The following is a 21,339-nucleotide window of genomic DNA, read 5'->3' as shown; positions in this document are numbered from 1 at the left end:
CCGCAGCCGGGCCCCGTGAGGGACCCGGCTTCCGTGAGGCACCCGGCTCCCGTCACGCGGTGACCGGCTGCTGGTCCGTTCCCGTTCCCGTACCCGTTCCTGTTCCCGTTTCCGCTTCCGTTCCCGTCGGCGTGTTCCGCGTGGCCGTGCCGGGCCCCCCTGGAGCCGGTGTCCCGGCGGCCGGCCGGCGCAGCCCCTTGAGCAGGACGACCAGCCCGGCGCTGACGCAGACGCCCGCGGCGACGGCGACCAGGTAGAGCAGCGGGTTGCCGATCAGGGGGACGACGAAGATGCCGCCGTGCGGGGCGCGCAGGGTGGCGTCGAAGGCCATGGACAGGGCGCCGGTGACCGCACCGCCGGCCATGGCGGAGGGGATGACGCGCAGCGGGTCGGCCGCGGCGAACGGGATGGCGCCCTCGGAGATGAAGGAGGCGCCGAGGACCCAGGCGGCCTTGCCGTTCTCGCGCTCGGTGGCGGTGAACAGCTTGCCGCGCACCGTCGTGGCCAGGGCCATGGCCAGCGGCGGGACCATGCCGGCCGCCATCGCCGCCGCCATGATCTTCATGGCCGCGTCGCTGGGGTCGGAGACGGCGATCCCGGCGGTGGCGAAGGTGTAGGCGACCTTGTTGACGGGGCCGCCGAGGTCGAAGCACATCATCAGGCCGAGCAGCGCGCCGAGCAGGACGGCGTTGGTGCCGGAGAGGCCGCCGAGCCAGTCGGTCATCGCCTGCTGGGCGGAGGCGATGGGCTTGCCGATGACGACGAACATCAGGAAGCCGACGACCGCCGAGGAGATCAGCGGGATCACCACCACCGGCATGATGCCGCGCAGGGCCGCGGGGATGCGTATCCGCTGGACGGCCAGGACGACCGCGCCGGAGATCAGGCCGGCGGCCAGGCCGCCGAGGAAGCCGGCGTTGATGGTGAGCGCGATGGAACCGCCGACGAAGCCGGGCACCAGGCCGGGACGGTCGGCCATGCCGTAGGCGATGTATCCGGCGAGGACGGGGACGAGGAACCCGAAGGCGACGCCGCCGATCTGGAAGAGCAGCGCCGCCCAACTGTCGGCCTGGCCCCAGGCGAAGTGGTCCATGACCGAGGGTGCCTTGTTGACCTCGTAGCCGCCGATGGCGAAGCCGAGGGCGATCAGGAGGCCGCCGGCGGCGACGAAGGGAACCATGTAACTGACGCCGGACATCAGCCACTTGCGGAGCTTGGTGCCGTAGCCCTCGCCGGATTCGCCGGTGCGTTCGACGGGGGTGGTGCCCGGGGCGGCGGCCGTGACCTCGCCGCGGGCGGCCTTGGCGCGGACCTCGGCGATGAGGTCGGCGGGCCGGTTGACGGCTGCCTTGACGCCGGTGTCGACGGTGGGTTTCCCGGCGAAGCGGTCCTTGTCGCGTACGGGGACGTCGTGGGCGAGGATCACGCCGTCGGCGGCCTCGATCACGGCCGGGTCGAGGCGGGTGAAGCCGGCGGAGCCCTGGGTCTCGACGACGAGGTCGACACCGGCGTCGCGGCCGGCGTTCTCCAGGGCCTCGGCGGCCATGTAGGTGTGGGCGATGCCGGTGGGGCAGGAGGTGACGGCGACGATACGGAAGGGGCGGGGGGTTTCGTCGGCGGGGGCCGCGGTGCCGGCCGGTGCGGAACCGTCGGCTCCGTCGCCGTCCGTGCGGGATGTGGCGGCGCCCTCCGTACCGCCCGTCCCGGTGTCACCGGCGTCCGCCGCCACCGCGTCCCCGCGGATCAGGGCCGCCGCCCGTTCCGCGTCGGTCACGGCCCGGAGGGCGTCGGTGAACTCGGTGTTCATCAACTGCCGGGCCAGCGCGGACAGAATGGTCAGGTGGGCGTCGTCGGCGCCCGCGGGCGCGGCGATCAGGAAGATCAGGTCGGCGGGCCCGTCCACCGCTCCGAAGTCGATGCCGTGCGCGCTGCGCCCGAAGGCGAGGGTCGGCTCGGTGACGTGGGCGCTGCGGCAGTGCGGGATGCCGATGCCGCCGTCGAGGCCGGTGGGCATCTGGGCCTCGCGGGCGGCCACGTCGGCGAGGAAGCCGTCGAGGTCGGTGACCCGGCCGAGGGCGGCCATCCGTTCGGCGAGGGCGCGGGCCGCGGCTTCCTTGGTGTCGGCGGACAGGTCGAGGTCGACCAGGTCCGCGGTGATCATGTCGCTCATCGCGGGCTCCTTCGCTCGCGTGTTCCCCGTACGAGGACCGGAACGGGGACGGGGACGGGGGCTGAGGCTGGGGTTGGGATCAGAGGGACTGATGCGGTCACGGAACCGGCTCTTCCAGTACGCGGTCCACCGGCACCTCGGCCGTGACGGTGACCGCCGCCGGGTCGAGGTCGGCCGGGGTCGGCATGACGCTGCCGGGCAGGCGTACGGCGGCGGCTCCGTGGGCGATCGCGGAGGCGAGGGCGTCGGGCCCGGTGCCGCCGGCGATCAGGAACCCGGCGAGGGAGGCGTCCCCGGCGCCGACGTTGCTGCGGACGGCGTCCACGCGGGCGGTGCCGTACCAGGTGCCGGTGTCCGTGACCAGGAGCTGCCCGTCGGCGCCGAGGCTGGCCAGGACGGTACGGGCGCCGAGGCCGCGCAGTTCCTCGGCGGCCTTGACGGCGTCGCCGACGGTGGCGAGGGGGCGGCCGACGGCTTGGGCGAGTTCCTCGGCGTTGGGTTTGACCACGTCGGGGCGTTCGCGCAGGGCCCGCAACAGGGCGGGGCCGGAGGTGTCCAGGGCGATCCGGACGCCGGCGGTGTGGGCGCGGGCGACGAGGTCGGCGTACCAGGAGGGGGCGAGGCCGCGCGGGAGGCTGCCGCAGCAGGCGATCCAGTCGGCGTCGCGGGAGCGGGTCCGTACGGTCTCCAGGAGGAGTTCGCGTTCGGCGGCCGTCAGCTCGGGCCCCGGTGCGTTGATCTTGGTGAGGACTCCGTCGGTCTCGGCGAGGGCGATGTTGGAGCGGGTGGCTCCGCCGACCGGGACGGCGGCGACCTCGATGCCCTGGGCGTCGAGGAGGTCGGCGACGAGCGCGCCGGGTGCGCCGCCGAGCGGCAGGACGGCGACGGTGCGGCGGCCGGCGGCGGTGACCGCGCGGGACACGTTCACGCCCTTGCCGCCGGGGTCGACGCGTTCGCCGGTGGCCCGGACGACCCCGCCCCGGTCGAGGGAGGGGACCTCGTAGGTGCGGTCGAGGGAGGGGTTGGGGGTGACGGTGACGATCATGCGCGTACCACTTCCGTGCCGCCGCGGGCGAGGGCGGCGGTGTCCTCGGGGCTCAGCCCGCTGTCGGTGATCAGCAGGTCCACGTCACCGAGGCCGCCGAAGCGGGCGAAGTGCTCCTGGCCGTGCTTGGAGGAGTCGGCGAGCAGCACCACGCGGCGGGCGGCGGCGACGGCCGCCCGTTTGACGGCGGCCTCGGCGAGGTCGGGGGTGGTCAGGCCGTGTTCGGCGGAGAAGCCGTTGGCGGCGACGAAGGCCACGTCGGCGCGGATCTCGCCGTACGCGCGCAGCGCCCAGGCGTCCACGGCGGCGCGGGTGCGGTGCCGTACCCGGCCGCCGACGAGGTGGAGCTGGATGCCGGGGTGGTCGGCGAGGCGGGCCGCGACGGGCAGGCTGTGGGTGACGACGGTGAGGCTCGTCTCGGGCGGGAGGGCGGCGGCGAGGCGGGCGAGCGTGGAGCCGGCGTCGAGGATCACGGTGCCGTCGGCCGGGAGTTCGGCGAGGGCGGCCTTGGCGATGCGGTCCTTCTCGTCGGCGGCGGTGGTCTCGCGTTCGGCGAGGTCGGGTTCGAAGTCGAGACGGCCGGCCGGGATGGCGCCGCCGTGCACCCGGCGGAGCAGTCCGGCGCGGTCCAGGGCCTTCAGGTCGCGGCGGATGGTCTCCGCCGTCACCTGGAACTCCTCGGCGAGCGAGACGACGTCGACCCGGCCGCCGTCCCGGGCGAGCCGGAGGATCTCCTGCTGCCGCTCCGGTGCGTACATGTCCGTTCGCCTCCGAGTGTGCCCGAACGTGTGGTTTCATCAGGAGGCTACGGGCGCTTTTCGAGAAAGTAAACAGGAACGGACCCACGACCGGGCATGAACGGGCATGACCGGTCGTGGGTCCGTGGGTCCGTACGACCGCAGCCGAACGTCTCCGTCCTACCGATCGCTCGGCCCGGCCGAGGGGGCGCTCACGAGTTCCCGCTCCCCCGCCTCGACTCCTGCCTCATCCCCTGCCTTCTCCTCGGCCGTCTCCCCCACCGGCTCCGTCGCCCCCTCCACATGCTGGGCCGGACGCTTCGGCAGTGCGGTCATCAGCAGGAAGATGACGCCCATCACCGCGGCCACCCAGCCCAGCGCGTGCTGGAAGGCGTCCACGTACTCCGGGCCGATCCGCGCGGGGCCCGCGTGGTCGTCGATCACGCCGAAGAAGACGACGGAGACCAGGGCGAGGCCGAGCGCGTTGCCCATCTGCTGCACGGTGTTGATCAGGCCCGATGCGGCCCCGGCGTGCTCGCGCGGCACCTCGGAGAGCACCGCGTCGGTGAGCGGGGCGACGATCAGGCCCATGCCGGCGCCCATCACGACCAGGGGCGCGGCCATCTGCCAGGAGGTGATGGACAGTCCGTACCGGCCGGCCTCCCAGAGGTAGAGCAGCACTCCGGCCGCCATCACCAGCGCGCCCGCCTGGAGCACCTTGCGGCCGAAGCGCGGGACGAGTTTCTGCACGGACATCCCGGCCGCCGTCGACACCGCGAGCGAGAACGGCACGCCGGTCAGCCCGGCCCGCAGCGCGCTCCAGCCGAGGCCGACCTGCATGTAGAGCGTCCAGACCAGGAAGAACACGCCGAGCCCGATCCCGAAGACGGTCTGTACGGCGATGCCCGCCGCGAAGCTCTTGACCTTGAACAGCGACAGTTCGATCAGCGGTGAGCCGTCCCGGGCCGCCTTGCGCCGCTCGTACGCCACCAGCGCCGCGAAGACGGCCAGCGCGCCGCCCATCGAGACGTACCCCCACAGCGGCCAGCCCAGCTCGCGGCCCCGGGTGAGCGGGTAGACCAGCATCAGCAGGCCGGCGGTGACCAGGGCGACGCCCACCAGGTCGAGGCGGAGCGCGCGGGGCGCCTTGGACTCGGTGATGAAGCGGTGGCCGAGGAGCAGGCCCGCGATACCGACGGGCAAGTTGATCAGGAAGATCGGCCGCCAGCCCAGGCCGAACAGGTCGCCCTCGGTGAGCAGCGCGCCCAGCAGGGGTCCGGAGACCGCGCCGAGGCCGACGATCGCGCCGAACAGGCCGAAGACCTTGCCGCGTTCGTGCGCGGGGAAGGTGGCGTGCACGATCGAGAGGACCTGCGGGACCATCAGCGCGGCCATGGCGCCCTGCAGGACGCGGGAGGCGACCAGCATCTCCGGGTTCACGGCGAGTCCGCAGAGCGCGGAGGCGAGGGTGAAGCCGCCGATGCCGACGAGGAAGACCCGTTTGCGGCCGTGGATGTCGCCGAGCCGGCCGCCGGTGATCAACCCGGCGGCGAAGGCGAGGGCGTATCCGGCGGTGATCCACTGGATCTGGCTGAACGAGGCGCCCTCCTCGCGCTGGATCGACGGGACGGCGATGTTCACGATCGTGACGTCGACGAGGTCCATGAAGGCGGCGGTCATCACGATCGCGAGGGCGAACCAGCGGCGGCGGTCGCCCGCGCCGGGCGGTGCGGTGTCCGGGGTCTGCGTGAAGGTCATGTCCGCACGGTAGAACGGCAGTAGGACAGATCGCGTCCTAGTACGCGGTCCGGTACTGAGGCATGCTCTGACGCATGACGACGGACACCCCGGCCCGGCTGCTGACGCTCCTCTCGCTCCTGCAGACGCCCCGCGAGTGGCCCGGCGGTGAGCTGGCCGAGCGGCTCGGGGTGTCCCGGCGCACGGTCCGGCGGGACATCGACCGGCTGCGCGAGCTGGGCTACCCGGTGCGGGCGTCCATGGGCGCCGACGGCGGGTACCGGCTGGTCGCGGGCAAGGCGATGCCGCCGCTGGTGCTGGACGACGAGGAGGCGGTGGCGATCGCGGTGGGGCTGCGGGCCGGCGCCGGGCACGCGGTCGAGGGCGTGGACGAGGCGTCGGTGCGGGCGCTGGCCAAGCTGGAGCAGGTGCTGCCGTCCCGGCTGCGGCACCGCGTCGCCACGCTCCAGGCCGCGACCACCGCGCTGACCAGCGGGGACGGCCCGAGCATCGCGCCCGAGACGCTCACCGTCATGGCTTCGACGGTGGCCGGCCGCGAGCGGCTGCGGTTCGCCTACCGGGCCGGCGACGGCACGGAGTCCCGGCGGGTGACCGAGCCGTACCGGCTGGTGTCGACCGGGCGGCGCTGGTACCTGGTCGCCTACGACCTCGACCGCGACGACTGGCGGACCTTCCGCGTCGACCGGGTCGGCGACCCGTTCCCCACCGGCGTCCGGTTCACGCCCCGCGAGCTGCCCACCGGGAGCGCGGCGGAGTTTCTGCGCCGGTCCATGCGGCGACACAACGACTCCTACGAGGTGGTGGTCGCCTTCGCCGCCTCGGCCGAGGCCGTCGCGGCCCGCCTCCCGGCCTGGCTCGGCCCGCCGGAACCCGCCGCCGACGGCACCTCCTGCGTCTGGCGGGCGACCGTCAGCGACGCACCGGAGTGGCTGGCGGTCCGGCTGGCGCTGCTCGGCTTCGACTTCCGCGTTCGGGAACCGGCGGAACTGGTGGCGTGCGTACGGGAGCTGGGGGCCCGGCTGAGCGGGGCGGCGGGGGACGGGTAGCCGCCCCGCCCGGCCGGCCCGCTCACTCCGGCACCCGGGTGATCGCCTCCCACGGCAGGGCGCGCAGCGCCTCCAGGTTGGCGAGGGCCACGTCGAGGGGGCCCCGGCCGGGGTGGGCGGGGCGGTCGTCGTCGGCCCAGTGCTCCACGGCGATGCGGACGGCGGCGCCCGCGCTGGCGGCGGCGAAGCGCAGGTAGGGGGAGGCGGCGAGGCGTACGGCAACGTTGTCGTCGCCGGCGGCGGCGCGGGCGGCCAGCACCTCGGTGAGCGTCCGTTCCGAGGCGAGGCAGACCTCCGCCCAGACCTTGCGCAGGGCCGGGTTGGTCCCGGTGAGCCGGACGAGGGTGCGGACCCACTCCCAGGACGCCGCCGACACCCCGGCGCCGGGCGTCAGGGTGTGCCGTACGGCGTGGGCGAGGGCCTCGGGCGGGGAGAGCGCGGCGGGGGCGTCCCGGACCGCCTCGGCCCAGCGCTGGGCGCCTGCCGCGTAGAGGGGGGCGACGGCCTCCTCCTTGGCCGCGAAGTAGCGGTAGAAGGTGCGGGGGGCGATGCCGGCGGCCTGGGCGATGTCCTCGGCGCGGGTGGCCCGCGGCCCCTGCTGGACGAAGAGCCGGGCGGCGGCCCGGGCGATCTCCATCCGCGTCTCGGCCTTGCGCCGCTCGGTCAGCGACGGCCCGGGGGCGGACGGGGCGAGGCGGGCCGGCCGATCCGGCGGGGTGGACCGATCCGGGTCCGACCGCGAGGACCGACCCGGCTGGGAGGAGAGATCGGAGGCCGACCGAGAGGACGGATCCAGCTCCGGCTGAGAAAACGGAACCGGGTCGGGCTGAGAAGACGGATCCAGGTCCGGCTGAGAAGACGGAACCAGGTCCGGCTGAGAGGACCGATCCGGCGGGAACGGCCGATCTGGCTGAGAGGTGGTGCTGCTCACCATCGGCAATCTATGCCCCTGTGGCACAATCTGCCATCTGGCGGGCCACCCCGGGGTTCAGGTTCGGGGTGCCCCGCCCCCCAAGCCTGGGCACGCCCGGACGAGGGGGTGAGCCGGACCCGGCGCCCGGGGGGAGAACGCCGAGTCCGGCTCGGGAAAGTCCCGGCACCGGGGGGAGTGCTACGGGACGTGGTCTTCGGGGGCCAGCGGGGTGACCCGAGGCCCGAACACGCGGACCCGGAATGCTTGTTCCCTGGACCCCGCGGGTTGAAGCAGCGTTCCACGGCCATGTTCGCGCCGACCCGCGCGCCCGCCGGGCGCCGGAGCCCCCGGGAGGGCCACAGCGCGGTCCGCACGGACGTACGTACCTACCTACGTTACGCCGCGGCCTCGAAGCCGGTGTCACGGGCCAGCTTCTTCAGCTCCAGCAGCGCGTGCTTCTCGATCTGGCGGATGCGCTCACGGGTCAGGCCGTGCTCCTTGCCGACCTCGGTCAGGGTACGCTCCCGGCCGTCCTCGATGCCGTACCGCATCTTGATGATGGAGGCCGTGCGCGGGTCGAGGCGGCCGATCAGGTCGTCCAGCTCCTCGCTGCGCAGCAGCGTCATCACGGACTGCTCGGGCGAGACGGCGGAGGAGTCCTCCAGCAGGTCGCCGAACTGGGTCTCGCCCTCGTCGTCCACCGGCATGTTCAGCGAGACCGGGTCGCGGGCCCAGTCGAGCACGTCGGTGACGCGCTCGGGCGTGGAGCCCAGCTCGGCGGCGATCTCGGCGTGCTCCGGCTCGCGGCCGTGCTCGCGGTTGAACTCGCGCTGCACCCGGCGGATCCGGCCCAGCTCCTCCACCAGGTGGACGGGGAGCCGGATGGTGCGGGACTGGTCGGCGATCGACCGGGTGATGGCCTGCCGGATCCACCAGGTCGCGTACGTGGAGAACTTGAAGCCCTTGCGGTAGTCGAACTTCTCGACCGCGCGGACCAGGCCGGCGTTGCCCTCCTGGATCAGGTCCAGCAGGGGCAGGCCGCTGCGGGGGTAGCGGCGGGCGACGGCCACGACGAGGCGGAGGTTGGACCGGATGAAGACGTCCTTGGCGCGCTCGCCCTCGTCGACGAGGGCCTGCAGCTCCTCCCGGCTGGCGTCCGCCTCGGTGTCCTCGTACCCTTCAAGGACCTGCCGTGCGAACACGCCCGCCTCGATGATCTGGGACAGCTCGACCTCCTTGGCGGCGTCGAGCAGCGGTGTACGCGCGATTTCGTCGAGGTACATGCCGACCAGATCGCGGTCGGCGAGCTCGCCGCCGTTGGCGCGGACGCTGGTTGCCGCGTCGGCCGTCTCGCCGGTGGCGGACTGACGACGGGCGACGGCACGGGTTGCCATGCGTGCTCCCTTGCGATGGTGGGGTCAGCGGGCGGTTCTGTGGAATCTGGGCGCCTCCCGAGTGCTCCGTCTCGATCCGGACTCACCGGGTGCCCTGCATCCGATGGAAACAACGACTGGAATCCGGACAGAATTCCCAACCCGCCCCCCGATTTTTCTGATCATGCAGTACCCTGTGCCGCCACACGAGGAGGCGTGATGGGTGGGGAGCGTGCTGAGGTCCAGGTCAGGCCCGGTGCCGAGGGGGACCTCGGGGCCCTCACGGACCTCTACAACCACTATGTGAGTGAGACGCCCATCACGTTCGACACCCGGCCCTTCACCCCGGAGGAGCGCCGGCCCTGGCTGCTCTCCCACCCAGAAGACGGGCCGCACCGGCTGATGGTTGCCACGGACGCGGACTCCGGGCGGATTCTGGGGTACGCCACCTCCAGCCCGCACCGCCCCAAGCCGGCGTACTCCACCTCGGTGGAGACGACCGTGTACGTGGCCCCGGACGCGGGCCGCCGCGGCATCGGCACGCTGCTCTACGAGGCGCTCTTCGCGGCCCTGGCGGGCGAGGACGTGCACCGGGCCTACGCGGGCATCGCGCAGCCCAACGAGGCGTCCGTACGGCTGCACGAACGCTTCGGGTTCCGGTACGTCGGTACGTACGCGGAGGTGGGCCGCAAGTTCGGCCGGTACTGGGACGTGGCCTGGTACGAGAAGGAGCTGTGACCGGCGCGGCGGCGGGCGCCGGCCCTCAGCCGCCGTTCCGCCCGCCGAACTGCACCGACCGCTTCGCCAGCCCCAGCCAGAACCCGTCGATCACCGACCGCTGGGTGTCCAGCTCACCGGCCGCGTCCGCCGCGCCCAGCGTGACGAAGAGCGGGGCGAAGTGCTCGGTGCGGGGGTGGGCGAGGCGGCCCGCCGGGGACGTGTGGCCGAAATCGAGCAGGGCGTCGACGTCCCCGGCGTCCAGCGCGCGCCGGCCCCAGTCGTCGAACTCGGCGGACCAGGCGGGGGTGCCGTCCTGCCGCAGCGCGGCGAGGTTGTGGGTGAAGAAGCCGGAGCCGACGATCAGCACGCCCTCGTCGCGCAGGGGCGCCAGCTTCCGGCCGATGTCCATCAGCCGGACCGGGTCCAGGGTCGGCATCGAGACCTGGAGGACGGGGATGTCGGCCTCGGGGTACATCTCGACGAGCGGGACGTAGGCCCCGTGGTCGAGGCCGCGGTCCGGGACGTCCTGCACGGGCGTGCCGGGGGCGCGCAACAGCTTGCGGACGGACTCGGCGAGCGCGGGCGCGCCCGGGGCGGGGTAGCGCACGCGGTAGTAGTGCTCGGGGAAGCCCCAGAAGTCGTAGACGAGCGGGACGGTCTCGGTGGCGCCGAGGGCGAGCGGGGCCTCCTCCCAGTGGGCGGAGACGACGAGGATCGCCGTGGGGCGGGGGAGGCCGGCCGCCCAGGCGGCGAGCTGGCCGGGCCAGACGGGGTCGTCGGCCAGCGGCGGGGCGCCGTGGCTGAGGTAGAGCGCGGGCATGCGTTCCTGGGCGGCGGCCACGGTCATGGCGGCGCTCCCTCCTCGACGGGCGATTCTCGGCAGGCACTTCCCGGCAGGCGGCCTTCGGCAGGCGGTCACGCCAGACAGTTACTTGAAACATCAAGCTCGTGCCGGTAAGGCTACGCCTAACTTGTTTAACCTTCAAGAAGAAGCTCGTACAGTGGTTGCATGAACACGGCACCGACCCCCGCGCCCGGCGACGACGAGCCCCGCTGGCTCACCCCCGAGGAACAGCACGTGTGGCGCTCGTACATCGAGGCCGCCACGCTGCTGGAGGACCACCTCGACCGCCAGCTCCAGCGGGACGCGGGGATGCCGCACGTGTACTACGGCCTGCTGGTGAAGCTGAGCGAGGCGCCCCGGCGGCGGCTGCGGATGACCGAGCTGGCCCGCAGCGCGAAGATCACCCGGTCGCGGCTCTCGCACGCCGTCGCCCGGCTGGAGAAGAACGGCTGGGTGCGGCGCGAGGACTGCCCCTCCGACAAGCGCGGCCAGTTCGCGGTGCTGACCGACGAGGGCCGGGAGGTCCTGCGGCGGACCGCGCCGGGCCATGTGGCCGCCGTCCGGCAGGCCGTCTTCGACCGGCTCACCCCCGGACAGCAGCAGGCCCTCGGCGAGATCATGCGGATCGTCGCCGAGGGCCTGCAGCCCGGAGAAGCGGGGGCGGACCTGCCCTGGCTGCGCTGAGCGCGCGGCCGGGACAGGTCCGCCGGGACCGTACGAGCGGGGCGTCCCCTCCCCGTACGTACGGGTGGAACAGGGTGGTGCCCGAAGGGGTACGGCGTCAGTGGGCGACGACCGGGATCGGCAGTTCGTCCTCGGCGCCCTCGCCGGAGCCGGAGGCGGCGGGACCGCCCGGACGGCCGACGTTGATCAGCGTCAGCGCGATCGCGGAGGCCGCGACCAGGATGCCGACGGCGAACCAGATGGCGCTGGTGTAGCCCTGCACCTGACCCTGGATCTGCACCAACTGCTGCTGGGTGCGGCTGTTGGCGCCCCCGATGTGGTCGGTGATGTACGACGCGGTGGCCGAGGCGGCGATCGTGTTCAGCAGCGCCGTACCGATCGCGCCGCCCACCTGCTGGGAGGTGTTGACCATCGCGGAGGCGACACCGGCGTCCTGCGGACGCACACCCTGGGTGGCCATCGACATGGCCGGCATGAACGCCGTACCCATGCCCAGGCCGAGCAGCACCATGCCGGGCAGCAGCACGCCCGCGTAGGAGGTGTCGATCTCCAACTGGGTCAGCAGCAGCATGCCGACGGCGGCGACCAGGAAGCCGGGGCCCATCAGCAGCCGCGGCGGGACGCGGGTCAGCAGGCGGGTGCCGATCTGGGTGGAGCCCGTGATCATGCCCGCGACCATCGGCAGGAAGGCGAAACCGGTCTTGACCGGCGAGTAGCCCTTCACGACCTGAAGGTAGTAGGTCAGGAACAGGAACAGACCGAACATCGCGATGATCGCGAGGCCGAGCGAGAGGTAGACACCGCCGCGGTTGCGGTCGGTGACCACGCGCAGCGGCAGCAGCGGGGCCTTGACCCGGGACTCGACCAGCACGAAGGCGATCAGCAGCACGGCAGAGGCGACGAACATGCCGACCGTCACGCTCTCGCCCCAGCCCTCGGACTCGGCGCGGGTGAAGCCGTACACCAGCGCGACCAGGCCCAGGGTGGACAGGAAGACACCGGGGACGTCGAGCGCGGAGCGGTTGCGACCGCCCTCGGGCTCACGGATGACGAACCAGGCACCGGCCGCCGCGACCACGGCGAACGGGATGTTGACGAAGAACGTCCAGCGCCAGTCCAGGTACTCGGTGAGGAAACCGCCGAGGATCAGACCGACGGCGGCACCGCCACCGGCGATCGCGCCGTAGATGCCGAACGCCTTGGCGCGCTCCTTGGCGTCGGTGAAGGTCACCGCGAGCAGGGACAGCGCGGCGGGCGCGAGCATGGCACCGAACGCGCCCTGCAGGGCACGGGCGCCGAACATCATGGCCTCGTTGGTGGCCGCGCCGCCCAGCGCGGAGGCGAGCGCGAAGCCGGCCAGGCCGACGACGAAGGCGCGCTTGCGGCCCCACAGGTCGGCTATCCGGCCGCCGAACAGCAGCAGACCACCGAAGGCGAGGGCGTAGGCCGTGACGACCCACTGCCGGTTGCCGTCGGAGATGCCGAGGTCCTGCTGGGCGGAGGGCAGGGCGATGTTCACGATGGTCGAGTCGAGGACGACCATCAACTGGGCGAGCGCGATGAAGACGAGCGCTTTCCAGCGACCGGCGTCGGGGACGCCGGGTGCCTTGACGGCGGTTTCGGACATGGGAGTACCCACTTCGGGACGTCGTGACGGAAAAACGGATCGAACTTTTGAACGAATGACTGATCGGACCGCGCCCCGGCTACGGCGCTGTAGCAACGAAACGGTCCGAAGAAGTACGGAAGACGAAGGTGAGGGAGACGAGAGGGTGTCGGCAGGGAGAAGGGGCGGAGAAGGGGCGGGAGACAGGCGGGCGGAGCTGGCTAGTCGCAGGGCCGGCGCAGATCCTCCATGGTCACGGCCGCTCCCGGCAGGACCGAGCGGGCCGGAGCCCGCAGCCCGTCCAGGAACAGTTGCAGATGACGGTGGACGAACCGGTCGCCGCGCAGGCACTCCGTACCGGCCGGCGGCCGGCTGAGCTGGGCGACGGCCACCATCACGTCGCCGACCCCCACGTCGGAGCGGAGCTGCCCGGCGGCCCGGGCCCGGTCCATGACCTGGCCGACGAGCCGCTCGACCCGCTCACGCGCCGCCACCAGGTCGGGATGGTTCTGGTCGAACGTGACGGAGACCATCGGGCACAGCGCGCTGATCCGCTCGTCGGCGGAGACGTGCACGAAGCGCTCCAGCGCCGCGAAGGCGTCCCCGTTCTCCGCGAGCGCGGTCTCCGCCGCCCGCGCCGTCCGGTCCATCACCGAGCAGACGACTTCGCGGACGAGGGCGTCACGGTCGGGGAAGTTGCGGTACACCGTGGCATTGCCGACGCCGGCCCGGCGGGCGACGTCGTCGAGCGGGACCTCGGGGCCGTGCTCGACGAACATCTCCCGGGCGGCGGTGACGATCCGCTCCCGGTTGCGCAGGGCGTCGGCGCGCGGCCGGGCCACCTTGCGCTGCACGGGGGTGGCGGTCTTCACGGCGTAACTCCTCTGGCGATGGCCGGATGGTGGTCTGTGATGCGAACCGGGGATCGTTTCCCCGGTTCATGCGGACACAGGTTCAAACGGGGAAACGGTCCCCGGTTATTTCCCGCTCCCGGATTTCCTTCCTGTGACCTGAGCCACACCTCTCCTCCCCTTCGGGCCCGTCTCTCCGTCCACATCCCGTGAACCCACGTCACCCGTCCGGACCGGTCCGGCCCCTACCCACCGGAAACCCACGATCGGTCTCCTCCAACGCGCGTCCGCGCGCCCCTCGGCACAGGGTGATCGGGAGGGTGCAGCCGGAGACCGGTGGCTGCCGTGGCCCGGGAGGTCTGCATGCAGCCACAGCGCCGACGGATACGTCCCCGCCGCGTGGCCGCACTCGGTTCCGTCACCGCGCTGACCCTCGCGGTGAGCACCTCCGCCACCGGCCACCTCACGCCGGGCGCCACCGCGGCCGGCCCCGGCCCCGCCGTTCTCTCCCGCTCCGCGGCGCACGGGCCCTGCATGATCAGCGGCGGCGCCGAGATCCAGATGTCCGAGGGCGTCCCCACCTCAGCGGGCTACGCCCGCTCCACCGGCACCGTCCGCGCCCTCACCCTGATGGTCGACTTCTCCGACGCCCCCGGCGAGGGCGAGGCCCTCGACCGCTACGCCGAGTTCTTCCCGCAGACCCAGCGGTGGTTCCGTACCGCCTCCTACGGCCGTCTCGACTACCGCCCCGAGGTCCCGGTCCGTGACTGGCTGCGGATGCCGAAGCCGTTCCACGAGTACGGCATAGAACGCGGCGCCCCCTTCGACCCCGCCTACCGCGGCCTGGTCGAGGACATCGTGGCCACGGCCGACCCGAAGGTGGACTTCCGCTCCTACGACCTGCTGAACGTCCTGGTCACCCCCAACGCCGGCCCCTCCGCCCTGGACACCGTCCTGTCCGTGACCTTCGCCGGTAACACCGAGGCCCCCGTCGCCGACGGCGTCCCCGTCGCCAACGCCTCCTTCGTCTACTCCCGCCAGGACGACGGCTCCGGCTCCTACGACCGCACCGGCTACCGCGTCCTGCCCCACGAGAACGGCCACGTCTTCGGCCTGCCCGACCTCTACACCCAGGAGGGCGGGGGCGCGGCCGGGCACTGGGACATCATGAGCGAGGACTGGGGCGCCAACAACGACCTCCTCGGCTGGCACAAGTGGAAGCTCGGCTGGCTCGACGCCGACCAGGTGCACTGCGCCTCCGCGCCCGGCACCAGGGAGTACACGCTCACCCCGCTGGCCCGCGCGGGCGGCGACAAGGTCGTCGTCATACCCCTGGACGGCCGCTCCGGATACGCCCTCGAACTGCGCACCCGCGCCGGCAACGACGAGACGGTGTGCCGCCCCGGCATCCTCGTCTACAAGGTCGACGCCGACGTCGACACCGGCATGGGCCCGGTCACCGTCTACGACTCCCACCGCGACAGCGGCGGCTGCACCCGCAGCCCCAACGTCCACGCGGAACTCTCCGACGCGACCTTCACCCCGGGGGAAGTGTTCAAGGACCCGGGGCGGCGGGTGACGGTACGGGTGGTGGGGGTGGACGGGGAGGGGGGATGGCGGGTGCGGGTCCACCGGGGGTAGCGGGCGGGGCGCCTGCGGGGAAGACCGCTGCCGAGGAAGACCGCTGCTGACGGAAGAGTGCCTGGACCGCTGATGACGGAACGGGACGTGGACCCCTGATGACGGAAACACGACGTGGACCGCTGATGACGGAACTGGACCTGGACCCCTGATGACGGAAACACGACGCGGACCGCTGATGACGGAACTGGACGCGGACCGCTGATGACGGAACGGGGCCTGGACCGCTGATGACGGGACGGCCACCCCCGGGGATTACGGTAACCATGCCGCCACCGCCGTACCGGAGAGCAGATGCCCGCCCCCACCCCCACCACCCTCACCCCCGCCCCTGACTACGATGCCGTTCCGGCCGAGGCGGTCACCCCGCTGCTGCGCGGCATCACCGTGCTGCGGAGGCTGACGGAGGCGGACGGCACGCTCAGCCTCAGCGCCTTGGAGAAGTCGACGGGCCTGGCCCGTTCCACGGTCGACCGCATCACCGCCACCCTCGCCCGGATGGGATACGTCCGCCTGGACGGCCGCGACGTGACCTTGGCGCCCCGCCTGATGGAACTGGGCAACGCCTACCTGGCCGCACTGCGCCTGCCGGCGCTACTGTCCGCGCGGGCCGACGCCCTGGCCGACGAACTGGACGAGTCGGTCTCCCTGGCCGTCGCCGACCGCGACGGCATCCGCTTCATCCACCAGGCCACCCGGCGCCGCGCGATGTCCCTCAGCTTCCGCATCGGCGACCTGCTCCCGGCCGAACGCACCGCGCCGGGCCCGCTGTTCGCGACGGAGTGGACCGACGCCGACTGGCACCGCTGGCGCACCCGCCGCGCGGCGGACCCCAGGGACGAGGGCTTCCCCGCCGTCCCCCCACGCGAGCACGCCACTCCCGACGAGGACTTCGCCCGCCGTACGACCCTGGCGGCGGCGGACGGCTGCTCCCTGGACGACCAGTTGATCGAACCGGGCCTGGTGGCGGTCTCGGCCCCGGTACGCGACCCGCGCACGGGCAGACTGGCCTGCGTAGCCAGCGTCGTCAGCCACACCAGCCGCCACACGGCGGCGGAACTACGCGAAACCCTCCTGCCACCCCTCCTCAGGACGGTCGCCGCGATGGAACACGAGCTGCGCACCGCCCCACCCCCGACCCCCGGCCCGCCCCCCGCGGGCCTGGCCACCTGGACCGGCGCGTCGAAACAGGAACTGGGCCGGGAGTTCGTGGAGTCCCTGGCCCGCGGCCTGACCGTACTGACCGCGTTCGGCGAGGGCCGCCCCGCGCTGACCCTGACGGAGGTGGCGAAGGCGACGGGCCTGTCGAGGGCAACGGCCCGCCGCGCCCTGATCACCCACGAGCACGCGGGCCTGCTGACCTCCACCCCCGACCGCACCTTCACCCTCACCCCCGAGGTCCTCTCCCTGGGCTTCCCCCCGCTCTCCCGCCTCTCCCTCCCCCAGATCGCCCAGCCCCACCTGGACGCGCTGGCCGCCCGCATCCAGGAATCGACCTCACTGGCCGTCCTCTCCGACTCGGGCACGGAGATCCAGTACACGGCCCGAGCGACAGCCGGCCGCGTGATGAGCGCCGACATCGCCGTAGGCACCCGGCACCCGGCCCGGGCAACCTCCCCCGGCCGCGTCCTGCTGGCCGACGCCCCCGAGGGCTACGCCCTGACCGACGAGGAACTCGAAGCGGGCCTGCGCACCCTCGCCGTCCCGGTACGCGACCGCACCGGCACGACGGTCGCCGCCGCCACCATCGCCCTCCACGCCGCCCGCCGCACCCCCGAGTCCTGCCTACGGGACCTCCTCCCACCCCTGCGCACCACCGCCGCCGCCATCGAGACCGACCTCCGCACAGCGGGCCACTTCCGCCGAGTCCCACTGACCTGACCCGCTACACTGACGGCGGCAGCACGCCACGCCTTCGTAGCTCAGGGGATAGAGCACCGCTCTCCTAAAGCGGGTGTCGCAGGTTCGAATCCTGCCGGGGGCACAGAGAGAAGGGCCAGCTCAGGAGGGGTTTCCTCCCAGACTGGCCCTTCGTCGTGTCCGGGGTCGTGCCACGTCGGCTTCGCTGTCAGTCCCGGCACGTACGGTCCCGCCCATGGCTGAGAGACCGACTACAGGCTGGCGTCACGGCATAGCGGAGGAAGCCGCGGAGATCGCCGCCGGCACTCTGGACCCCGAGTGCGCCTGCATGACTGGGCTGTTCCCCGAGAAACTACTCGGAGCCACCGATGCGGTCCTCGACACCTTCGAGGGCCAGCTTGCCGGGCTTGGCAATGCCGGCGACAAGCAGGTCTTTGCCGTGGTCGAGCGCATCGTCCTGGCCCTCAACGCAGTGGACGAAGCCCACAACGGAAGCGCCTTCGAAACCGACGAGCGCGAGGAGCTGTGCGACTACATCGACCAGTCGCTCACCGAGCACGGCGTCGACGTCGTCGCACTGACCGCCCGCCACGGACTGGGCCGCTACCAGCTCACAGACAAGTGGCGGAAGTGGTAGGGACGCGCACCCTGCTGAGCGTCGTACTACCACCGCATCACAAACGCACCAGGTCGAGCGGGAAACAGCGGGGAACCACGGTCAAAAGCAGTCGGCCGTGAGGACGCGTCACCGCTGCTGTATACCCAGGTAAGCGACCGAACCGTCCGTGTGGGATCGCAGGCTCCCCATCTGAGGTTCCCGGTATGCCGGCGCAGACGGAGCCGTAAGGTTCCACTCATGGTGACTGCGACTGTCCGCGAGTGGCACGACGAGGAAGGGTGGGGCGTGCTCGACTCCCCCGAGACTCCCGGCGGATGTTGGGGCCACTTCTCCCACATCCAAGTGAAGGGCTTCCGAACGCTGTCGCCGGGACAGCAAGTGGACCTCCAGTGGGAAGCTCCTGGCTTCAAACAGGACGGGTACAGCTACCGGGCCGTGAACATCGTTCCTCGGCCCGCCTGACATCACCAGGTGACATCAACGACAGCGAACGATGGCGCACCGAAGCAGCCACGATCGGACACACGAGCGACCGCTGAGCCCCGTTTCGGCACGCCGTGCGGCAAGGTGATCGAACTCCTAAAGCGGGTGTAGGGGGTTCTAATTCTCCCGACGGCACAGACCTCAGCAGCAGGTCAGGGAAGTGCTGGGCCCTCCGTTCAGCTCGAACGGTGGGCTTTCCTATGCCTGAAGTCCACGGAGAGTCTCCCCCGGCTCCCTGGACGCCCCTCTCGCAGACCTGCGCGGTTTCCGCCGGGAAAGCGGTCGAGTCGGCGATGCCCCGGGTCGCAGCGGGCGGAAAACTGGCATACTTGAAGTATGGCGACCCGGAAGATCACCATCACCGTGCCGGAAGAGCTAGTGGAGTCGATCAAGGAACGCGTCGACGCACGCGGAGTGTCCGGTTACATCGCGGCCGCCGCCGCTCATCAGGACGCCATGGACCGGCTGCGCGAGCTAGCCGAACGCCTGGAGGAAGAGCACGGCGCCGTGACGGACGACGAGCAGCAGACGGCGCTGGACCGCATCGCCGCCATCGACGACTGGCACGACGAGCAGCGATCACATCCCGGTGCAGCCGCGTGAGCCGTGCCTCAAGGGCAAAGCTGCACCCACCTCGACAGCGCGTCTTCGTGTTCGACTGTGAAGCCCTTTCCAAGGCAGTTCAGGGCGACCGGGAGATGACCGCGCTGGTCAAGGCGGCTCCGCGGCTCGACATCCCCATCATCACCTCGTCGCTCACCACCTTGGAGGCATGGAACCCTCACGACACGTCGAGGCAGGCACTGTGGAACTGGACGCTGTCCCGGATCCGCATCGTGCACACGGACGACCAGGTGATCACCACGGCACGGGACATGCTGAAGACCGCCGGCCTGCACGGGCACAAGTACGCCATCGACGCCGTCCTGGCTGCCGTGGCCGCCCGGGAAGCCGCGGACGGACCCCAGGCAACCGTCTTCACCTCGGACCCCGACGACCTGCGTCAACTCCTCGCAGACCGCCCGGTGCGAGTCGAGAAGGTCTAACAAGACGTATCACCTGGCTCGGCCCGCTCGTCGGCCCGCCCCGAGCGACCCGCCCCCACGCCGAGCGGCATCCACCGACACACACGAGCGCGGGAAGCCCCGTGAACTACGGAGAAATGTTTTTCCAGGCCAGACGCGGCACAGTCGACGTTTCCGCAGGTCACAGCCCCGCCCATGAAAAACTCTCAAAGCGGGTGTCGCAGGTTCGAATCCTGCCGGGGACACCAGGCCGAAGGCCCTTCACCTACAAATTGTGTAGGTGAAGGGCCTTCGACACTCGAGTCGAGCACCCAACGTTCACAGCTCGCGATCACAGACGACGCCTCCGGCGGGGATCGGCCGACACCGGGAGGAGGGGGGCCTGCCCGGCGCGGGCACATCGTAGCGAGCGTGCTGGGCTCTCGGTCCCGTCCACCGTCGCAAAGCCGAGCAGACGCGGCTCAGGGCGTCCTGGTCGTTCGTGCAGTGGCGCGTTGCACCTGCAGGCCCTGAACCAGCAAGGGATTTTTCTCGATTCAGCCCTGTCGGGGTCGTAGCTGCGCCTAGAATCCGCACACTTGCTCGTTGGGACCAAGGAGAGCCGTGAGCTATCGCAACAAAACCTACGTAGCGTTCGCCAGCGAGGACATCAGGCTGTATCGCCTCATGGAAGCATGGCGGGACAACAAGAACATCGACTTCAATTTTTACGACGCACACGACCTATACATCTCGCAGGATACCAGCCTACCTGCGACAATTAAGCGCAATCTTCGCCAGCGGATGGGCAACGCCAAGCAAATTGTGTTGATTGGCACCACGGAGGCCAAAAGAAAGGGAGGAGATGGACGCTCCTTTTTGGCTTATGAAATTGCAGTAATGCAAGAGTTCAATCTTCCGATCGTCATCGCAAATCACAATGGCAACAAAACGGTCGACCGGAATTTTATCCCCAAGCCGCTCCTGGACGCAGATTACTACACTCTCTCGGTTGCGTTTAGTCCAGCGGCTATCAGGTACGCACTAAACAATTATGCGGTTAGCTTTTCCTCAAGCGACAATAGCGGTCCGCATCATTACAAGCAGAGCGTCTACGACAGGCTCTAGCGATGCAGCTAACACGAGATCTTCGCAATCCTCGATTTTGGCGCGGTCTGGCAACCAGCGGTCTCGCCTCCCTCGGATTTTTCTCCGTCGGGTTGAGCCTGTTTGATCTTTTTTCGCCGAACAGGCTAGGGAAGCTCAATCTGCCGGAAATCTTAATTCTACCAGCAGTGGCTCTTGGTTATGCTATCTGGAAATCTTGGCCATACCCGGTGGAACAGCATTACTCTTCTCCAGATACGAAGGTGAGGCTGGTCACGGGTGATCTATTTGACCAGGACACAAACCTCGTTATCGGGATGTCAGACTTTTTTGATGTCGAGACTCCACACATCATCGCCGAGAACAGCGTGCAAGGGCAACTGCTCGCTCGCGTGTATCGGCACGACGTGTCAGCACTCAACTCCGACCTAGATTCGGCCCTGGCCGGCAAGACTCCAGTGGATACGGGTGTTGTAAAACCAGGTAAGTCAACCCGGTACCCTCTCGGCACCGTGGCCTGCATCCGCCGCAGTCGCACGCACTACTTCTGTGTGGCTTACACGACCATGGATCGGAATACCAACGTCTCGACTTCTATCGGCATCCTTTGGGAGGCGCTAGAGAAACTATGGAGTGACGTGCGGTCGCGATCCAACGGCGAAGCTATAGCTGCACCGATCATCGGTCTTGGCCAATCCGGCATGTCCACGATCTTGCCGATTCAGGACGCTATCCGATTTCTTATTCTTTCATTTATGTTCGCATCCCGACATCAGAGAGTGTGCGAAGAGTTGATAATCGTCGTTCGTCCGCAAGATGAGAAACGGATTGACATGCTGGAGATACAGGACTTCTTGCAATCACTGAAGAGGTCCTAA

The 21,339-nt window shown here is 70.6% G+C and carries 20 protein-coding genes and 2 tRNA genes; 13 read left to right on the top strand and 9 right to left on the bottom strand.

Annotated features, from left to right (window positions below; translation table 11 throughout):
• Positions 1 to 52 precede the first annotated feature (52 nt).
• From IE316_RS15540 to IE316_RS15525, 4 genes are all read right to left on the bottom strand, one after another.
• A complete protein-coding gene (locus tag IE316_RS15540) occupies positions 53 to 2,170 on the bottom strand; it encodes a PTS fructose transporter subunit IIABC (RefSeq protein WP_190204909.1) in 2,118 nt (705 codons plus the stop codon).
• Positions 2,171 to 2,267: 97 nt separating this feature from the next.
• Entirely contained in the window at positions 2,268 to 3,215 is a 948-nt protein-coding gene (gene pfkB / locus IE316_RS15535; RefSeq protein WP_190204908.1) for a 1-phosphofructokinase, read from the bottom strand.
• The gene (locus IE316_RS15530) at positions 3,212 to 3,973 is read right to left on the bottom strand and encodes a DeoR/GlpR family DNA-binding transcription regulator (protein WP_190204907.1); all 762 of its coding nucleotides are present in this window, start codon (positions 3,971 to 3,973) and stop codon (positions 3,212 to 3,214) included. Before IE316_RS15530 ends, pfkB begins: the two co-directional genes overlap by 4 nt.
• A gap of 159 nt (positions 3,974 to 4,132) precedes the next feature.
• The gene (locus tag IE316_RS15525) at positions 4,133 to 5,710 is read right to left on the bottom strand and encodes an MFS transporter (protein ID WP_190204906.1); all 1,578 of its coding nucleotides are present in this window, start codon (positions 5,708 to 5,710) and stop codon (positions 4,133 to 4,135) included.
• 74 nt (positions 5,711 to 5,784) lie between these two features.
• Here IE316_RS15525 and IE316_RS15520 point away from each other — a divergent pair, with 74 nt between their 5' ends.
• Positions 5,785 to 6,756, top strand: coding sequence for a helix-turn-helix transcriptional regulator (locus IE316_RS15520; RefSeq protein WP_190204905.1), 972 nt, complete (start codon positions 5,785 to 5,787; stop codon positions 6,754 to 6,756).
• Between the two features lie 22 nt (positions 6,757 to 6,778).
• Here IE316_RS15520 and IE316_RS15515 read toward each other — a convergent pair whose 3' ends face one another.
• Both IE316_RS15515 and IE316_RS15510 read right to left on the bottom strand, forming a co-directional pair.
• Entirely contained in the window at positions 6,779 to 7,393 is a 615-nt protein-coding gene (locus IE316_RS15515) for a TetR/AcrR family transcriptional regulator (RefSeq protein ID WP_190204904.1), read from the bottom strand.
• Between the two features lie 671 nt (positions 7,394 to 8,064).
• Entirely contained in the window at positions 8,065 to 9,063 is a 999-nt protein-coding gene (locus tag IE316_RS15510; protein WP_190204903.1) for a sigma-70 family RNA polymerase sigma factor, read from the bottom strand.
• A gap of 198 nt (positions 9,064 to 9,261) precedes the next feature.
• Between IE316_RS15510 and IE316_RS15505 the strand changes: the two genes are divergently transcribed.
• On the top strand, positions 9,262 to 9,780 hold the full coding sequence (locus tag IE316_RS15505; RefSeq protein WP_190204902.1) for a GNAT family N-acetyltransferase: 519 nt from the start codon (positions 9,262 to 9,264) through the stop codon (positions 9,778 to 9,780).
• Between the two features lie 25 nt (positions 9,781 to 9,805).
• On the opposite strand, the gene IE316_RS15500 is transcribed toward IE316_RS15505, so the two are convergent.
• Positions 9,806 to 10,582: a dioxygenase family protein gene (locus tag IE316_RS15500; protein WP_190205089.1), complete on the bottom strand. Its 777-nt coding sequence runs from the start codon at positions 10,580 to 10,582 to the stop codon at positions 9,806 to 9,808.
• 189 nt (positions 10,583 to 10,771) lie between these two features.
• On the opposite strand from IE316_RS15500, the gene IE316_RS15495 reads away from it, so the two are divergent.
• The gene (locus IE316_RS15495) at positions 10,772 to 11,290 is read left to right on the top strand and encodes a MarR family winged helix-turn-helix transcriptional regulator (protein ID WP_190204901.1); all 519 of its coding nucleotides are present in this window, start codon (positions 10,772 to 10,774) and stop codon (positions 11,288 to 11,290) included.
• Positions 11,291 to 11,387: 97 nt separating this feature from the next.
• Here the strand turns inward: IE316_RS15495 and IE316_RS15490 are convergent, their stop codons facing one another.
• Entirely contained in the window at positions 11,388 to 12,917 is a 1,530-nt protein-coding gene (locus tag IE316_RS15490; protein ID WP_190204900.1) for an MFS transporter, read from the bottom strand.
• Between the two features lie 200 nt (positions 12,918 to 13,117).
• Positions 13,118 to 13,768 carry a TetR/AcrR family transcriptional regulator gene (locus IE316_RS15485; RefSeq protein ID WP_190204899.1) on the bottom strand — a complete coding sequence of 217 codons (651 nt, stop codon included), beginning with the start codon at positions 13,766 to 13,768 and terminating at the stop codon, positions 13,118 to 13,120.
• A gap of 342 nt (positions 13,769 to 14,110) precedes the next feature.
• Here IE316_RS15485 and IE316_RS15480 point away from each other — a divergent pair, with 342 nt between their 5' ends.
• From IE316_RS15480 to IE316_RS15440, 10 genes are all read left to right on the top strand, one after another.
• A complete protein-coding gene (locus IE316_RS15480; protein WP_190204898.1) occupies positions 14,111 to 15,388 on the top strand; it encodes a M6 family metalloprotease domain-containing protein in 1,278 nt (425 codons plus the stop codon).
• Between the two features lie 294 nt (positions 15,389 to 15,682).
• Positions 15,683 to 17,269 (top strand): IclR family transcriptional regulator domain-containing protein, encoded by a 1,587-nt coding sequence (locus tag IE316_RS15475; protein ID WP_190204897.1) that lies wholly within the window; start codon positions 15,683 to 15,685, stop codon positions 17,267 to 17,269.
• Positions 17,270 to 17,299: 30 nt separating this feature from the next.
• A tRNA-Arg gene (locus tag IE316_RS15470) sits at positions 17,300 to 17,372 on the top strand.
• A gap of 111 nt (positions 17,373 to 17,483) precedes the next feature.
• Entirely contained in the window at positions 17,484 to 17,885 is a 402-nt protein-coding gene (locus tag IE316_RS15465; RefSeq protein ID WP_190204896.1) for a hypothetical protein, read from the top strand.
• Positions 17,886 to 18,104: 219 nt separating this feature from the next.
• Positions 18,105 to 18,329: a S1 domain-containing protein gene (locus tag IE316_RS35545; RefSeq protein WP_081236054.1), complete on the top strand. Its 225-nt coding sequence runs from the start codon at positions 18,105 to 18,107 to the stop codon at positions 18,327 to 18,329.
• Between the two features lie 357 nt (positions 18,330 to 18,686).
• Entirely contained in the window at positions 18,687 to 18,953 is a 267-nt protein-coding gene (locus IE316_RS15460) for a hypothetical protein (protein ID WP_190204895.1), read from the top strand.
• Between the two features lie 47 nt (positions 18,954 to 19,000).
• Complete coding sequence (locus tag IE316_RS15455; protein ID WP_373311202.1) at positions 19,001 to 19,396, top strand: hypothetical protein; 396 nt, start codon at positions 19,001 to 19,003, stop codon at positions 19,394 to 19,396.
• A 149-nt stretch (positions 19,397 to 19,545) separates the two neighbouring features.
• Positions 19,546 to 19,623 (top strand) — tRNA-OTHER (locus IE316_RS15450).
• 355 nt (positions 19,624 to 19,978) lie between these two features.
• Positions 19,979 to 20,482, top strand: a complete 504-nt coding sequence (locus tag IE316_RS15445) for a TIR domain-containing protein (protein ID WP_190204893.1) — start codon at positions 19,979 to 19,981, stop codon at positions 20,480 to 20,482.
• Between the two features lie 2 nt (positions 20,483 to 20,484).
• A complete protein-coding gene (locus tag IE316_RS15440) occupies positions 20,485 to 21,339 on the top strand; it encodes a macro domain-containing protein (protein WP_190204892.1) in 855 nt (284 codons plus the stop codon).

The sequence above is a fragment of the Streptomyces fumanus genome, from assembly GCF_014655295.1.
Lineage (GTDB): Bacteria > Actinomycetota > Actinomycetes > Streptomycetales > Streptomycetaceae > Streptomyces > Streptomyces fumanus.
This window is presented reverse-complemented; position numbering and strand designations above follow the sequence as displayed.

Excerpts from the sequence above, each read along its gene's own strand:
- IE316_RS15510 (WP_190204903.1), bottom strand. The coding sequence starts at position 9,063 with ATGGCAACCCGTGCCGTCGCCCGTCGTCAGTCCGCCACCGGCGAGACG.
- IE316_RS15490 (WP_190204900.1), bottom strand. The coding sequence starts at position 12,917 with ATGTCCGAAACCGCCGTCAAGGCACCCGGCGTCCCCGACGCCGGTCGC.
- IE316_RS15530 (WP_190204907.1), bottom strand. The coding sequence starts at position 3,973 with ATGTACGCACCGGAGCGGCAGCAGGAGATCCTCCGGCTCGCCCGGGAC.
- IE316_RS15525 (WP_190204906.1), bottom strand. The coding sequence starts at position 5,710 with ATGACCTTCACGCAGACCCCGGACACCGCACCGCCCGGCGCGGGCGAC.
- IE316_RS15460 (WP_190204895.1), top strand. The coding sequence starts at position 18,687 with ATGGCGACCCGGAAGATCACCATCACCGTGCCGGAAGAGCTAGTGGAG.
- IE316_RS15500 (WP_190205089.1), bottom strand. The coding sequence starts at position 10,582 with ATGCCCGCGCTCTACCTCAGCCACGGCGCCCCGCCGCTGGCCGACGAC.
- IE316_RS35545 (WP_081236054.1), top strand. The coding sequence starts at position 18,105 with ATGGTGACTGCGACTGTCCGCGAGTGGCACGACGAGGAAGGGTGGGGC.
- IE316_RS15540 (WP_190204909.1), bottom strand. The coding sequence starts at position 2,170 with ATGAGCGACATGATCACCGCGGACCTGGTCGACCTCGACCTGTCCGCC.
- IE316_RS15465 (WP_190204896.1), top strand. The coding sequence starts at position 17,484 with ATGGCTGAGAGACCGACTACAGGCTGGCGTCACGGCATAGCGGAGGAA.
- pfkB (WP_190204908.1), bottom strand. The coding sequence starts at position 3,215 with ATGATCGTCACCGTCACCCCCAACCCCTCCCTCGACCGCACCTACGAG.
- IE316_RS15440 (WP_190204892.1), top strand. The coding sequence starts at position 20,485 with ATGCAGCTAACACGAGATCTTCGCAATCCTCGATTTTGGCGCGGTCTG.
- IE316_RS15495 (WP_190204901.1), top strand. The coding sequence starts at position 10,772 with ATGAACACGGCACCGACCCCCGCGCCCGGCGACGACGAGCCCCGCTGG.
- IE316_RS15515 (WP_190204904.1), bottom strand. The coding sequence starts at position 7,393 with ATGGAGATCGCCCGGGCCGCCGCCCGGCTCTTCGTCCAGCAGGGGCCG.
- IE316_RS15475 (WP_190204897.1), top strand. The coding sequence starts at position 15,683 with ATGCCCGCCCCCACCCCCACCACCCTCACCCCCGCCCCTGACTACGAT.
- IE316_RS15480 (WP_190204898.1), top strand. The coding sequence starts at position 14,111 with ATGCAGCCACAGCGCCGACGGATACGTCCCCGCCGCGTGGCCGCACTC.
- IE316_RS15505 (WP_190204902.1), top strand. The coding sequence starts at position 9,262 with ATGGGTGGGGAGCGTGCTGAGGTCCAGGTCAGGCCCGGTGCCGAGGGG.
- IE316_RS15520 (WP_190204905.1), top strand. The coding sequence starts at position 5,785 with ATGACGACGGACACCCCGGCCCGGCTGCTGACGCTCCTCTCGCTCCTG.